Raw genomic sequence first — 14,108 nt, 5'->3', positions numbered from 1 at the left:
CTAATAATCAGTATTTTCAGCTACATATTCCAATACTGCCTGTAGATTTTCAATTTTAACGCTGTCTGTAGTTATAATAGCCTTATCAAAACCAAACATATATTTTCCACCTGGTGCAAGAATATCTATAAGTTCCCTGGCTTTATCTATGCACTGCTCCTTTGTTCCCGTTTTCAATATGGAAATAGGATAAAAGCCTGTAAGAATATGTTTTTTTCCTAACTTTTCTTTCATAAGCTTAGGGTCTCCATATTCAAACCACATTCTGGTGTTTTCAGGTAATTCATACAGGTAATCCACATAACGTGTCCAATCATTTTCAACAAACAGCAATGAGGGCTGGCCGGCTGCTGCCAACTGTTCAATTTCCTTTTTAAAACTCGGCCAATACAATTTTTCAAAATCTTTAGTACGAATATATGGTGCCATATGCAGTGGAATAAAAGTGCCGCCATATTTTGAAGGAGCTACAGATATTCCTGCCTTTACCATTATCGGAGTTACAGCTTCACAAGCTGCTGCTACTTTATCGGCACGTCTTCTTATATCTCCAGTAATGCCTTTAAATCCCCTCAACTGATCTGCTACAAAATCAAAAGGTGCTTCGATAAATCCAGTAAAATTTCCTATAGAAGAATAACCATATTTTTCAGTCAGCTTTCCACAAAGTACCCCCGCATTTGTAAATTCATCATAAAATGCCTTAAATGCCTTGGCCATTACAAGAGATCTTTGAACTGGACTGGTATTTAACTCAGTATAAATCCTAGGCAGTATTTTTTCCATAATACAATTATAGGGTGATTCAATGAATTCATCGTATTCCTCCGCCTCCAGTCCGCTAATTTCCGGATGCTGTAAAAAACCACTGGAACTCATTACAAAATTTCTAGCCCCTAAAATTCTATAGTATGAGGGAAACCTAATGGCCTGTGCAGGAAGTACATCAGAAATAAAATTTTCACATACTTTTTCAAATATTTCTTCAAGCATGGAAGTGTCCCATTGTGCTTTTGCTAAATCCCCACCTGCATACTGTATGCAGAATTCAAGAGGAAAACTTACATTGATTGGTACTCTCTTGGGAACCTTTCCATCAAATAAATCTTTAAATAATTGAGTCCTCTCCTTTGACAAAGCTTTTACATCTGACATATTAACTCACCCACCTTTGACAAATTTTTACGCCTTCTGCAGCATTCGTGGTGAAGGCATCAGCTCTAACATGTTCACAGGCTTCCTTCGTAACAGGGTTGCCTCCAATTATTATCTTTACCTTATCCCTTACATTTTGCTTTTCAAATTCATCCACTATATTCTTCATAGAGTCAATGGCAAGGGTAAGCACTCCGCTCATTCCCACAACCTGTGGCTTAACTTCCTTTATTTTATCTATAAAGGATGATGCGGGCTGATCTATGCCTATATCATGAACTTCAAATCCTGCTGCTTCTGCCATGCTCTTGAATATATTTTTACCTATATCATGAAGATCTCCCTGTACTGTACCCAAGACAATACTTCCCACTTTCTTGGAGCTTCCGGATCCTATAACAGGCTTTAATATGTCAATGGCATTGGTAAGAAGTTCTCCTGCAAAAATCAAATCTCCTACAAAGTATTCACCCTTGTCAAACAGATCACCTACTATTCCCATACCCTCCTGACATGCACTTACAACTTTCTGAGCCTCTTTCTCCTCCGGATTTGAATTCACAAATTCTTTCAATATCTCAAAGACTTTGTCTTCATCCAAATCCCCTACTGCCTGTGTTAACAATTTATAATCCATAATCTAACCCCCTATATTTTAAAGTTCAAAGTACAAAGACCAAATATTACTTAATGAGAATTTTCGAATGATATGAAAAATCCACCAAACCTGAAATATTCTGAACTCTGAACTTTGATATTGGTATACTTCTAAAAAGGTTCCTCTCACTTAAACATATCAAAAATATTTTAAAGTACTTATTTCTCCCTTAATGGTCCAATTTTATTTTTCCTATAGGCATTTGAGAATTTCCTGCAGTATTTATCTTTTCCCATAAGTGCCTCAGTTGCAAAAAGTGTGGTCATAATTTCTCTGTTGCAGGGATCCATAATGGCAGAATCCATGCCCATAAAAGTGGCAATGGTCAAGAAATTTTGGTTTACAAATTTTCTCAGCGGCATTCCAAATGAAATGTTACTTAAACCTGATGTAATTTTAATAGTAGAATATATAGATTTTATGGATTTCATAGCTTCAATAAAATCAAGCAGAGAAGTATTTTCTGTAGCAAGAGCCATAACCAGCGGGTCTATGTGAATTCTTTCTGGTTTTATATCATATTTCTGAGCCTCTTCCACTAAATCTCTGGCTATATTCACCTTGGTTTTCACATCAGATGGAATGCCCTTATTATTACAGGTAAGTGCAATTACCTGCCACTCCGTACCTTTAATCATAGGATATATAATACTGCATTTATCACCCTCTTTTGACACAGAATTTATTATTCCAGGCCTTTTAGCATATTTAAAAGCAGCTTCAATGGTCCTGGGATTAGGGCTGTCTATAGATAGAGGTTTATCTGCAGCATCTTGAACAATATCCATAATCCACTTCAATGTTTCAAGTTCTGCTTCAGGAGCAGTACCTGCACATACATCAATATAATCTGCCCCGGCTTCAGCCTGTTTAACTGCCCTATTTCTGATAAATTCTTCATCTCTGTTTTCTATAGCTTTCTTCACACTTGGAATTGTTCCATTGATCTTTTCTCCAATGATAATCATTTAAAAACCTCCGTTCTATGTTTTCAATAAATAAGTACTTGTATATACCAGTTATTTATATGTTAATTTTATTATATACATATGCCTGCAGTTTGTCAACGATTACACAAAAATATTTCAAACGTTCAGAATACTATAAATGGAATATAAAAAAATCACCCTATGAAATGATGATTTTTTTATCAGAATTATTAAATTATATGTAAAATTACTTTTTATTTCTCTTGTTACTGCTTTTTTTATGGTTCGCCCTGTTTGGTTTGGCCTTAGGTCTTATTTTTATATTTTTCTCAGCCTTTTTCCCCATACTGTATATAGCCCCGCTTTTCAAATCTATAAACCATAAAAATAAAATCAAGAATGCAGCAGAAGATACATACTGCCATACGGTTCCATTCAAATTATATTTAAAATAAGCAGCTATAGCTGATGGTAAAATAAAAGATGCTATAGATAATATGAGAATCAGCCATTTATTGGGATGAAATTTATACAGTACGTGAGACTTCAGAAAATTATATACTACTAAAAATATCACTGCAATAAACAGTATTTGTAATATTACACTTAACCACAAAGGCATTTTATTACCCTCCCTTAAATTTATCTGTCTTTTATATTATCATATACTTTACAATTTATATCAATACCCTTTGATAATATAATAAATAAAGTTAAGAGTTAAAGGCTGAGAATTAAGAGTTATGGTGGATTTTCACTCTTAACTTATCTTATCCACTTTATTACACATAAAAAAGCTGTCACATTAATTACTTAGTGCAACAGCCCCAGCCCATACTATATACTATTAACTTTTCACTGTACTTGAAAATCACTGTGCTTAAAAAGCATTTTATTAAAATAAATAAGTTTGCCCTGGTTTTCTTGTAAATACAGTAACATCATCAATTTCTTTTTGCTGACATACAAATCTGGTCATTCTCTCAACTCCAAAACCAGCTCCTGCAGTCTTGGGAAGTTTCCCCTCCTTTGCAAGCTGAATGTAATTCCTAAAAGCACCTTCGTCTACATCAAGCTCTCTCATTCTAGTCAGTATTCTGTCATACTTGTACTCTCTTTCTCCTCCGCTTAGACCTTCTATATATCCTCTCGGCCATATCAAATCATAGTTTCTATATGTGCCGGGATTCTCCAAATCTTCAGCATCATAAAACTCTCTTTTATGGTTGATGAGCCAGAATGGCTGAGTTGCCTTTTTTGAAGCAATTTCTTCAAAATCGTCCCCATATTTTGCCTTAAGCTCCTGAGTAGTGTATCTTTTAAATGGTGTATTTATGTCAAGATGTGAAGTTCCAATACCCAAGGCTTTAAATTCATCTGCACATTCTTTTTTTACATAGTCAAACACATATTTCATAAGTCCTTCTTCAAATTTGAATATATCATCCATATCTGCATTTTTGAATTCAAGGTCAATTTGTGTAAATTCAAACAAATGCCTCTTGTCTCCCTCTTCTTCTTGCTCAAGTCTCACATTTGGAGACACTATATATATTTTATCAAGATAAGGGCTGGACAACATTATTTGTTTATGAAATATCATTGATTTTGTTATATCAAATTTTTGCCCTTCATATTTTATCTCACATTTTTCCACACCATGATTTAAGGTATCCGTAATAGGAGCTATCATAATCGGCATTATTCTAGTTATTTCTTTTTTATACATATATTCATCCACTGCCTTCAATATAGCTTGCTGTACGCGAAGTATATAAGGCAGCTCTTTTCTCCCTATTTTCTCTAATGTTTTATCTAAAACCTCTAATTCCCTTTTTCTCTCATCTTTCAATACATATGTTTTCATATATACGATCCCCCTCAATGTTTTATGTAAATTTAATACTCATTTACTATTCTCTACTTTTCATTAACAATATAATAATACTTTTTTATATATATTGCAATATCAATAATAAATTTTATGCTTTATTATTGATTACATACTTAGACATACCATTGCTTAATAATTCATAAATTATTAAGCAATGATAACGTTTTGAATTATTAATTTAATAAAAATTTCTGGTATAATGTTATATGAAGGAAGTGAAAATCAAAAATATAATAATTAAGATTCTATGAAATACAAATAAATTGCAAAGGAGGAATTCAATTGAGTTTAAAAGTTTCTGGTTTAGATGATTTAGACCTTCAAATTCTTGATATCCTTTTAAAGGATTCTAGAACTCCTTTTCTAGAAATTGCTAGGAACTGCCATGTAAGCGGCGGAACTATACATGTTAGAATGAAAAAAATGCAGGATATGAATATAATAAAAGGTACTAAACTTTTAATAGATAACTCCAAAATTGGCTATGATGTATGTGGTTTTATTGGTATTTATTTAGATAAGGCCAAATCATTCAAAAGTACACTTGAACAATTGGAAAATATAAAGGAAATTGTGGAAATTCACTATACTACTGGAGTTTACTCTATTTTTATAAAAGTAATATGCAAAAATATAACGGATTTGCAGAATCTGCTCATGAACAAAATTCAATCTGTTGACGGAATACAGAGAACTGATACCATAATATCCTTATTTCAACCTGTAGATAGAAGTATAAATATAGATATATTAAACAACGGAAATTAATTTTTCACCTTCTTTCTATTTTACCTTATAAATTTTATGAAATTGGCAAATAATATTTATATAAAATAGAAAGGAGATGTGAATATGAGGACGCTAGATATTATTTCACTGATACTGGTTGTAGTAGGTGCTCTTAATTGGGGCCTGATTGGATTTTTTAGATATGATCTTATAGCATCACTATTTGGTACTATGTCTTCCTTTACGAGAATACTTTATGCACTAGTAGGCTTGGGAGGATTATATGCTCTTACGTTTTTTGGAAAAGAAACGGAGAACAGAGACACAAAAGAAGTTTAGATGCCGAAAAGTGGAAAGCATTTTAAATCAACTTTCCACTTTAAATACATCTTATTTAAGATTTTTTTTAATTCCTCTGTTTAACGTATTTTTATAATCTATAAATTCATATATATCTTCAGAAAATAAGGTGCTGAAATTTTTCAGTTCATCTAACGGAAGATCTTCAATGGATTTATTCTTATCCTCACAGTATAGTACAATTTCACCAATAACTTTATGAGCATCCCTAAAGGCCATGCCTTTACCCACCAAATAATCTGCTGCTTCTGTAGCATTTAAAAAACCTTTTTTAACAGCATTAAGAGTATTGTGTTTTTTGATTTTTAATGTGGAGAGTATACCATTCATCACTTTCAAACAGCTTAATATAGTATCTAAGGAGTTAAAAAACTGTTCTTTATCTTCCTGCATATCCTTATTATAGGCAAGAGGAATGCCCTTCATGGTGGTAAGCAGTGACATCAGTGATCCGTATACTCTCCCAGTTTTGCCTCTTATGAGTTCAGCAGCGTCGGGATTCTTTTTCTGAGGCATTATGCTGCTTCCTGTGGAAAATTCATCATCTATTTGTACAAAATCAAACTCTTTACTGCTCCACAATATAAGTTCTTCACTGAGACGGCTTAAGTGCATAATTATTATGGAAAAATCTGATAGCACTTCTATAACATAATCTCTATCACTTACCCCGTCTAAAAAATTATCTACTGGCTTTCTAAACCCCAGCTCTTTAGCAGTAAAATATCTATCTATATTATAAGTTGTTCCTGCCAGTGCACAACATCCGAGAGGACTCTCATCCATAATTTCAACAGCGTTTAAAATTCTGGTCCTATCCCTTGAAAGCATAGAATAATATGCCATTATATAATGTTTAAAAGTTATTACCTGAGCTCTCTGAAGATGCGTATATCCAGGCATTATCACATTATTTAGTTCACCTAGATCTTTTATAGTATTTTGAAGTGTTTCTATACTCTGAACAACTTCCAGTGCTTCCCTTTTAACATATAATCTAAGATCCACTGCCACTTGATCATTTCTGCTTCTGGCAGTATGCAATTTTTTTGCTACCTGTCCTATCCTATTTAACAAGTTTATCTCCACAAAACTGTGTATATCTTCATAGTCACCCTCTACTTTCAGGCTTCCGCTTTCTATATCCTCCAATATGGATTTTAATCCTTCTAATATATCTTTTCCTTCTTTTTCGGATAAAATATTGCATTTAGAAAGCATCTTCACATGGGCCATGCTTCCTTCTATATCTTCTTTATAAAGACGATTATCAAAGCCCAGAGAACTATTAAAATCCTCCATAATCTTGCTTTCAGACTTTTTGAATCTTCCACCCCAAAGCTTCATGATTAATTTTCCTTCTCTTTATTTACTGCAGCCTTAATTTTATATGGAAGGCTGAATAACTTGATAAATCCATCTGCATCCTTTTGATCATAAAAGTCACTGGCTCCAAAAGAAGATATACTTTCATTAAATAGAGGATACTTGGCATCTATTGATGTTGTCATTATATTTCCCTTGTATAATTTTAATTTCACTGTTCCAGTTACATTTTCCTGAGTAGCTTCAACAAAAGCATCCAATGCCTTCCTCAAGCTTCCAAACCAAAGTCCGTCATATACAAGTTCTCCATATTTTTGCGATACTAACTGTTTATAATGAAAAGTATCTTTGTCTATAGTCAGTCTTTCAAGAGCAGTGTGGGCAGCATACAATATAGTTCCACCTGGAGTTTCATATACTCCTCTGGATTTCATCCCAACTAACCTGTTCTCTACCATATCCACTATTCCTATTCCATTTTCTCCGCCTATTTTATTAAGCTGTTCCATCATTTCAACAGGATCTAATTCCTTACCATTTAATTTTTTAGGTTCTCCCTGTTCAAAATCAAGCTCTATATATGTGTCTTCATCCTTTGCCTTTTCAGGTGTATCAGTCATAAAATACATACTTGTTTTATGCTCATTCCTTGGATCTTCCAGATCTCCGCCCTCATGACTCACATGCCATATGTTTTTGTCGTTTGAATATATTTTTTCTTTAGTTGCAGCTACTTCTACTCCCTTGGAATTTGCATAATCTATAGCATCTTCTCTTGATTTTATATCCCATATTCTCCAAGGTGCTATTATCTTTATTGCTGGATCAAAACTTGCCACTCCCACTTCAAAACGTACCTGGTCATTTCCTTTACCAGTACAGCCATGAGATATATATTTAGCCCCTTCTTTATGTGCTATCTCCACAAGTCTCTTTGCCATGAGAGGTCTTGCAAGCGATGTTCCAAGCAAATATGCATTTTCATACACTATATTGGCCTTTACAGCCTTAAAAAGATACTCTTTTACAAATTCTTCTTTCAAATCATCAATATATACTTTGGAAGCTCCTGTGTTAATGGCCTTTTTTCTCACTGCTTCCATATCATCATCTTGTCCTACATTTATACAAGCTGCAATAACTTCCAAATCATAATTTTCTTTTAACCAGGGAATAATAATGGATGTATCTAATCCTCCTGAATATGCCAATACTACTTTATCTTTCATGAACTTGACCTCCAATATATAATATATTAAATTTTTATTATAACTTACTTGATAACTTTATCTAAAAATGCCTTAGTTCTCATTTCCTTTGGATGAGAAAATAATTCTTCCGGAGTACCCTGCTCTAATATCTTCCCTCCATCCATAAATATCACCCTGTCAGCCACTTCTTTTGCAAAACCCATCTCATGAGTTACAACTATCATGGTCATTCCATCCTTTGCCAAATCCTTCATTACATTTAAAACTTCTCCTACAAGCTCTGGATCCAATGCAGATGTAGGTTCATCAAATAGCATTATATCAGGATTCATTGCAAGAGCTCTCGCAATAGCCACTCTCTGCTGCTGTCCTCCTGAAAGTTTTGAAGGATAAAAGTCTTCTTTGTCCTTTAATCCAACTTTAGCTAAAAGTTTTTTAGCTTTCTCCTTTACTTGAGATCTTTTTTCTTTTTTAACTACCAGTGGTGCCTCCATAACATTTTCAATAGCCGTCATATGAGGAAACAGATTAAAGTTTTGAAAGACCATTCCCATCTTTGTAGTTATTTTTCTCAACATTTTCTTATCTTTAGGATTTAATTTATCTCCTTCTATAACCACAGTTCCATTATCCAATTCTTCCAGATGATTTAAACATCTTAAAAGGGTGCTCTTTCCTGAACCAGAAGCCCCTATTACCACTAAAACCTCACCTTTTTTAACTTTTATGCTGAGATCCTTAAAAACCGTTAAACCGCTAAAGCTTTTAGTTAAATGTGAAGCTTCTATCATATATTTATTTTTATCCGAAACTGTGTTATTATCCAAAATTGCATTTTCCATAGGTTACACCTCCAAATTGAATTCAAATGTTATACCAATTAACTGTAAATGGCCAACCTTCGCTCAAATATTCCAAATACAGTGGTGAATACAGTGGTCATTATAAGATATAGAACTGCTGCTGTAAGAAATACCGATATGGGATCAAAGCTGCTGGCATATATCTGCTGAGCTGATCTCATGAGTTCAACCATTGCTATAGTCGACACCAGCGAAGTATCTTTTAATATAGATATAAACTCATTTCCAACAGGTGGTATTATTATTTTCCAGGTTTGAGGCAATATGATCTTTCTCATAGTTTCGCCATAACTAAATCCCAGCGCTTTTGCAGCTTCAAATTGTCCTTTATTTATAGATTGAATTCCTCCTCTTATTATCTCTGCCATATAAGCTCCGCAATTCAATCCCAGCCCTAATATTGCAGCTGTAAAAGGTGTAAGCTCTATTCCTATAAAAGGTAATCCATAGTAAAAGAAAAATAATTGCAATAGTAGAGGTGTACCTCTAAATATCCATGTATAAAAACCTGATAATGACTTTAATATAATACTTTTAGACAGTTTTAAAAGAGCCAAAAATATTCCAAGGAGAGTTCCCAATATTAAAGTAATTACAGTAAGTTCCACTGTCATTACACTACCTTTAAGTAAAATAGGTAATATGTCCTTAATAAATCCTATATTCACTGTTCATACCCACTTCCTTTTTACATATATTATTTATATATGTCTTTTCCAAACCACTTCACAGAAATTTTAGACATAGTTCCATCTTTCTGAAGTTCATCTACTGCTTTTTGTACTGCAGCTTCCAATTCCTTATCTCCCTTTTTAAACCCTATTCCCATAGGCTCTTTAGTAAGCTCTTCACTGAGTACAGTATATTTCCCCTTTTTATCAGCAGCAGATATATAATATCTTCCAACTGGCTCGTCTACTATAACTGCATCAAGCCTTCCTATCAGCAGATCTTGGAGTTCTTCGGTAGTTTTATCATATTTTTTAACTTCTTTTATGCTTTTAAATTCTTTAACTACATTTTCACTGGTAGTACCAAGAGCTACTCCTACTCTTTTACCGTCTAAATCTTTAGAAGTTTTAATAGAATCATTTCCGGCTTTGGTAACTATAATTTGTGCGTCCTGCACATATGGCTTTGAAAAATCTATCTGCTTTTTTCTATCATCCGTTATACTCATTCCCGATATTATAACATCAAACTTTCCAGATTTAAGTGCCAAAACTATTCCATTAAATTCAGTACCTACAAATTGAGTTTTTACCCCCAACTTTTTTGCTATGGCATTTGCCATATCTATATCAAAACCTTTAAGCACATTTTGATTATCCCTAAATTCCATTGGTGGAAATGAGTCCTCTAGGCCTACCTTTAAAACGCCTGCCTTTTTTACTTTTTCCAAAGTATTTTGTGCGTCTTGTCCATTTCCTCCAGTGCTGCTGCTTCCGCATCCTGCAAATAAAACCACTGTGCAAATAGTTGCCAAGGCTATAACCATCAATTTTTTTAATTTCTTCATTTCTCTCTCCTCTTTTCAAATAATTAATACTTTAACTCCTTAGGTTAAGCATATAATAATTATACATATATTATTATAATTATGCAATACTTTTTTTATTTTTTTTAGACAACTTAAAAGTTGCATTTATATTAAAATAATATTTTTTTAATATAAATGCAACCTTTATCAAGCCTTTCTATATCGTTCCATTGTTTCCTTAAATAATTCCGCAGTTGAAGGTGGTGTATATGAAATGGCATTGGCACCTGCCCGTATAGTATCTCTAATACTCTCTTCATTTTTCCCGCCTGTAGCTATTATGGGAAATTCACTATACTCTTTTCTTATTTTTCTCACTAAATCTGCACTATTTTTACCTGCAGACACATTTAATATTGAAGCTCCCGCTTCTATTCTCTTCTCGATATCATCTCTTTCCGACACCACCGTAACTATAATTGGAATATCAATGGCATCTCTCACAGCTCCTATGATTTCATTGGATGTAGGGCTGTTCACCACTACCCCCATTGCTCCAGTAAATTCAGCATTCAAGGCCAGGTTTATAACCCTCTTCCCCATAGTAAGTCCTCCTCCTACACCGCAAAATATAGGTACATCAGAAGCAGTAACCAATGCCTCCGTTATAACTGATTGTGGTGTAAATGGATATACCGCTAAAATTGCATCTGCATTTATATTTTTTATAACCGCTATATCAGTAGTAAATGCCAAGGATTTTATTCTTTTGCCAAAAACCTTTATTCCACTAGCTTCTCTCATTACAACAGGGAGATTTATCATATGATCTCTAAGTGTTCCTCTTATTTCCGGTACATACTTTACAATTTTTTCATTAATAATTTTCTCGCTCATCTTTTATCTCCTCAAACCAGTTTATTATTTTTCTTACATATATTTTACATTAATTTGAGGGAATATTCTATAAAAATTTTTGGAAGCCTCAATTTAATACATATCTTTTCAATCAGAAAATATCTTTTCTGCTATTTTAACAGCTTCTCTGGCGTCCTTTGCATAATAATCCGCCCCTATCATATCTGCATAATTTTGATTTAATACTGCCCCGCCTACCATGATTTTACAGGTCAGTTTATTTTCCCGTACAGCATCTATGGTTTTTTTCATGTTGATTACAGTAGTTGTCATAAGCGCACTTAATCCAAGTAATTTTATATTATTTTTTCTTACTGCATCTACTATTTTATCCATATCCACATCCCTGCCCAAATCTATGACTTCAAATCCATAATTCTCCAAAAGAACCTTGACTATATTTTTTCCTATATCATGTATATCTCCCTTTACTGTAGCCAGTGCTATTTTTCCCTTTTCTATATTTTTTTCACCATTTTTTAATATGTTTTTCTTTATTATTTCAAAGGACCTTTTAACAGCCTCTGCAGATTGTATAAGCTGGGGCAGAAATATATCTCCCTCTTCATACTGCCTGCCTACTTCATCCAAGGCAGGGATTATATAAAAATTAACTATGTCCTCTTCCTTTTCACTTTTTAATAGCAGGGATGTTATTTCCACAGCCTGGTCTTCCATTCCCTCAATAATTGCAGTATTTAATTTTTTTTCATTATTTTTATCTTTTTTTCCCACTTCAGGTAGAATATTATCTCCCCATTTCGCCCTTTCACTCCTGGATTTATCTCTATATTTTGTTATGTAATTTTTCCCATCCCAGTCTATATTTGTTAAAACCTCAAAAGCTGATATAATATCCTTCACGCCTTGATCCTGTGTATTTATTATAGGCAGATCAAGACCTGCATTAAGTGCCAGTGCAAGAAAAGTTCTATTTAATATACACCTTCTGGGAAGTCCATAGGATATATTGCTTACTCCCAGAATAGTTTTTACTCCAAATTTTTCTTTCACAAGTTTTACAGCTTTTATGGTTTCCATAACTTCTTTTTGTTGTGCAGATGCAGTGAGTGTAAGACAGTCAACTATTATATCTTTTTTACTAATTCCATAGCAGGCCGCAGTTTTAATTATCTTTTCCGCAATTTTAACCCTGCCTTCTGCACTATCCGGTATTCCTTCTTCATCTATAGTAAGTGCTACCACACATCCCCCATATTTTTTCACTATGGGAAATACCTCTTCCATTGATTTTTTTCTTCCATTAACCGAATTTATTATAGGCTTTCCATTATATATCCTGGCTCCAGCTTCTAAAACCCTTGAATTAGGACTATCTATATCAACAGGCAATTGTACCGCCTGTTGTACTGCCTTTACTGCCTTTTCCATCATCTTAATTTCATCAATTTCAGGAAGCCCTACATTTAGCCCCAATATATGAGCTCCTTCGCTCTTTTGAGCTATGGCTTCTTTCTTTATATAATTGACCTTACCCTCTCTTAATTCTTTTTTATAGGCCTCCTGACCTGTAGGATTTATCCTCTCTCCAATAATTCTTATTTCATTTCCCAGAAAAACAGTATCAGTAGATGAACAAACTGCAGTATAATTTTTTTTCTCCACTTCCCTAGGAAGTACATCCTTCAGCTGGCCTATAATTGTCTTTATAAATTCCGGATTTGTACCACAGCATCCCCCCAAAATCCTGACCCCTTTTTTAGCCATAATCAGTATATTTTTTGAAAACTCTTCAGGGGTTATATCATAAATTGTATTTTTTCCGTCATATCTGGGCAAACCTGCATTAGGCTGTACCATGACAGGTATAGATGCATATTTTAATATTTCATCTACAATACCTTGAAGTTCTGCTGGACCCAGTGAACAGTTTACTCCAAGAGCATCCACTCCTAAAGCTTCAAGCGTAAACACCATGGTTTTAGGATCTGTTCCCATAAGTGTTCTGCCATCCTTTTGAAAGGTCATTGTACAAAATATCGGCAGGGAGCTGTTTTCCTTTGCTGCAAGAACAGCTGCTTTTGCCTCATATAAATCAGACATAGTTTCTATTAAAATTATATCCGCTCCGGCTTTTTCACCTATAATGACTTGTTTTTTAAACAAATTATATGCACTCTGAAAGCTCAAGCTTCCTGTAGGTTCCATAATTTGTCCAGTAGGTCCTATATCAAGAGCTACCAATTTATCTCCAGCTTCCTCCTTTGCAATTTTTACTCCAGCTGTAATAACATCTTTTATAGTATAACTGGAAAAATTGTATTTAAGTTCATTGGCTCCAAAAGTATTGGCTGTTATAATATGCGACCCTGCTTCTAGATATTGTCTATGTATTTTTTTTATTGCTTCAGGATTTGTCACATTAAACACTTCTGGCAGCTGACCCACTTGAAGTCCATATTTTTGAAGCATTGTCCCCATAGCTCCATCAAAAAAAATAAATTTTTTATCAAACTTATTTAACAAACTTTTAAAACTCATTTATTTCACCCTTTCTCAAATACAATTTACATTATCACTATATTTCAGCAGCTGTTAAAATTGTATAAACATTAGCTGATTTA

General features: G+C 33.7%; 14 protein-coding genes. 2 read left to right on the top strand and 12 right to left on the bottom strand.

Annotated features, from left to right (window positions below):
• From ACYUJ6_RS03810 to ACYUJ6_RS03790, 5 genes are all read right to left on the bottom strand, one after another.
• Nucleotides 1-1,155 carry a uroporphyrinogen decarboxylase family protein gene (locus ACYUJ6_RS03810; protein ID WP_461844533.1) on the bottom strand — a complete coding sequence of 385 codons (1,155 nt, stop codon included), beginning with the start codon at nucleotides 1,153-1,155 and terminating at the stop codon, nucleotides 1-3.
• Nucleotide 1,156: 1 nt separating this feature from the next.
• Complete coding sequence (locus tag ACYUJ6_RS03805; protein ID WP_461845432.1) at nucleotides 1,157-1,795, bottom strand: cobalamin B12-binding domain-containing protein; 639 nt, start codon at nucleotides 1,793-1,795, stop codon at nucleotides 1,157-1,159.
• Between the two features lie 176 nt (nucleotides 1,796-1,971).
• Complete coding sequence (locus ACYUJ6_RS03800; protein ID WP_461844532.1) at nucleotides 1,972-2,781, bottom strand: methyltetrahydrofolate cobalamin methyltransferase; 810 nt, start codon at nucleotides 2,779-2,781, stop codon at nucleotides 1,972-1,974.
• Between the two features lie 208 nt (nucleotides 2,782-2,989).
• Nucleotides 2,990-3,364, bottom strand: coding sequence for a hypothetical protein (locus ACYUJ6_RS03795; protein WP_461844531.1), 375 nt, complete (start codon nucleotides 3,362-3,364; stop codon nucleotides 2,990-2,992).
• 273 nt (nucleotides 3,365-3,637) lie between these two features.
• Nucleotides 3,638-4,609, bottom strand: coding sequence for an asparagine synthetase A (locus tag ACYUJ6_RS03790; RefSeq protein WP_461844530.1), 972 nt, complete (start codon nucleotides 4,607-4,609; stop codon nucleotides 3,638-3,640).
• 309 nt (nucleotides 4,610-4,918) lie between these two features.
• Between ACYUJ6_RS03790 and ACYUJ6_RS03785 the strand changes: the two genes are divergently transcribed.
• Together ACYUJ6_RS03785 and ACYUJ6_RS03780 are read left to right on the top strand one after the other, a co-directional pair.
• On the top strand, nucleotides 4,919-5,404 hold the full coding sequence (locus tag ACYUJ6_RS03785; RefSeq protein WP_461844529.1) for an Lrp/AsnC ligand binding domain-containing protein: 486 nt from the start codon (nucleotides 4,919-4,921) through the stop codon (nucleotides 5,402-5,404).
• A gap of 84 nt (nucleotides 5,405-5,488) precedes the next feature.
• Entirely contained in the window at nucleotides 5,489-5,704 is a 216-nt protein-coding gene (locus ACYUJ6_RS03780) for a DUF378 domain-containing protein (RefSeq protein ID WP_369702981.1), read from the top strand.
• Nucleotides 5,705-5,755: 51 nt separating this feature from the next.
• On the opposite strand, the gene argH is transcribed toward ACYUJ6_RS03780, so the two are convergent.
• The 7 genes from argH to ACYUJ6_RS03745 all read right to left on the bottom strand — a co-directional run bounded on the left by argH (nucleotide 5,756) and on the right by ACYUJ6_RS03745 (nucleotide 14,025).
• Nucleotides 5,756-7,072 (bottom strand): argininosuccinate lyase, encoded by a 1,317-nt coding sequence (gene argH, locus ACYUJ6_RS03775; protein WP_461844528.1) that lies wholly within the window; start codon nucleotides 7,070-7,072, stop codon nucleotides 5,756-5,758.
• 2 nt (nucleotides 7,073-7,074) lie between these two features.
• Nucleotides 7,075-8,280 (bottom strand): argininosuccinate synthase, encoded by a 1,206-nt coding sequence (locus tag ACYUJ6_RS03770; RefSeq protein WP_461844527.1) that lies wholly within the window; start codon nucleotides 8,278-8,280, stop codon nucleotides 7,075-7,077.
• A gap of 44 nt (nucleotides 8,281-8,324) precedes the next feature.
• Nucleotides 8,325-9,104 carry an amino acid ABC transporter ATP-binding protein gene (locus tag ACYUJ6_RS03765; protein ID WP_461844526.1) on the bottom strand — a complete coding sequence of 260 codons (780 nt, stop codon included), beginning with the start codon at nucleotides 9,102-9,104 and terminating at the stop codon, nucleotides 8,325-8,327.
• A gap of 38 nt (nucleotides 9,105-9,142) precedes the next feature.
• A complete protein-coding gene (ehuC, locus tag ACYUJ6_RS03760) occupies nucleotides 9,143-9,793 on the bottom strand; it encodes an ectoine/hydroxyectoine ABC transporter permease subunit EhuC (RefSeq protein WP_461844525.1) in 651 nt (216 codons plus the stop codon).
• Between the two features lie 29 nt (nucleotides 9,794-9,822).
• Entirely contained in the window at nucleotides 9,823-10,644 is an 822-nt protein-coding gene (locus tag ACYUJ6_RS03755) for an ABC transporter substrate-binding protein (RefSeq protein WP_461844524.1), read from the bottom strand.
• A gap of 168 nt (nucleotides 10,645-10,812) precedes the next feature.
• The gene (locus tag ACYUJ6_RS03750) at nucleotides 10,813-11,502 is read right to left on the bottom strand and encodes a beta/alpha barrel domain-containing protein (RefSeq protein WP_461844523.1); all 690 of its coding nucleotides are present in this window, start codon (nucleotides 11,500-11,502) and stop codon (nucleotides 10,813-10,815) included.
• Nucleotides 11,503-11,610: 108 nt separating this feature from the next.
• Complete coding sequence (locus ACYUJ6_RS03745) at nucleotides 11,611-14,025, bottom strand: homocysteine S-methyltransferase family protein (RefSeq protein WP_461844522.1); 2,415 nt, start codon at nucleotides 14,023-14,025, stop codon at nucleotides 11,611-11,613.
• Between the last annotated feature and the right edge of the window lie 83 nt (nucleotides 14,026-14,108).

The sequence above is a fragment of the Clostridium sp. JNZ X4-2 genome (assembly GCF_054889485.1).
This window is presented reverse-complemented; position numbering and strand designations above follow the sequence as displayed.

Coding starts and splice junctions, on each gene's coding strand:
- ACYUJ6_RS03750 (WP_461844523.1), bottom strand. CDS start 11,502: ATGAGCGAGAAAATTATTAATGAAAAAATTGTAAAGTATGTACCGGAA.
- ACYUJ6_RS03770 (WP_461844527.1), bottom strand. CDS start 8,280: ATGAAAGATAAAGTAGTATTGGCATATTCAGGAGGATTAGATACATCC.
- ACYUJ6_RS03810 (WP_461844533.1), bottom strand. CDS start 1,155: ATGTCAGATGTAAAAGCTTTGTCAAAGGAGAGGACTCAATTATTTAAA.
- ACYUJ6_RS03800 (WP_461844532.1), bottom strand. CDS start 2,781: ATGATTATCATTGGAGAAAAGATCAATGGAACAATTCCAAGTGTGAAG.
- ACYUJ6_RS03745 (WP_461844522.1), bottom strand. CDS start 14,025: ATGAGTTTTAAAAGTTTGTTAAATAAGTTTGATAAAAAATTTATTTTT.
- ACYUJ6_RS03755 (WP_461844524.1), bottom strand. CDS start 10,644: ATGAAGAAATTAAAAAAATTGATGGTTATAGCCTTGGCAACTATTTGC.
- ACYUJ6_RS03780 (WP_369702981.1), top strand. CDS start 5,489: ATGAGGACGCTAGATATTATTTCACTGATACTGGTTGTAGTAGGTGCT.
- ACYUJ6_RS03790 (WP_461844530.1), bottom strand. CDS start 4,609: ATGAAAACATATGTATTGAAAGATGAGAGAAAAAGGGAATTAGAGGTT.
- ACYUJ6_RS03765 (WP_461844526.1), bottom strand. CDS start 9,104: ATGGAAAATGCAATTTTGGATAATAACACAGTTTCGGATAAAAATAAA.
- ACYUJ6_RS03795 (WP_461844531.1), bottom strand. CDS start 3,364: ATGCCTTTGTGGTTAAGTGTAATATTACAAATACTGTTTATTGCAGTG.
- argH (WP_461844528.1), bottom strand. CDS start 7,072: ATGAAGCTTTGGGGTGGAAGATTCAAAAAGTCTGAAAGCAAGATTATG.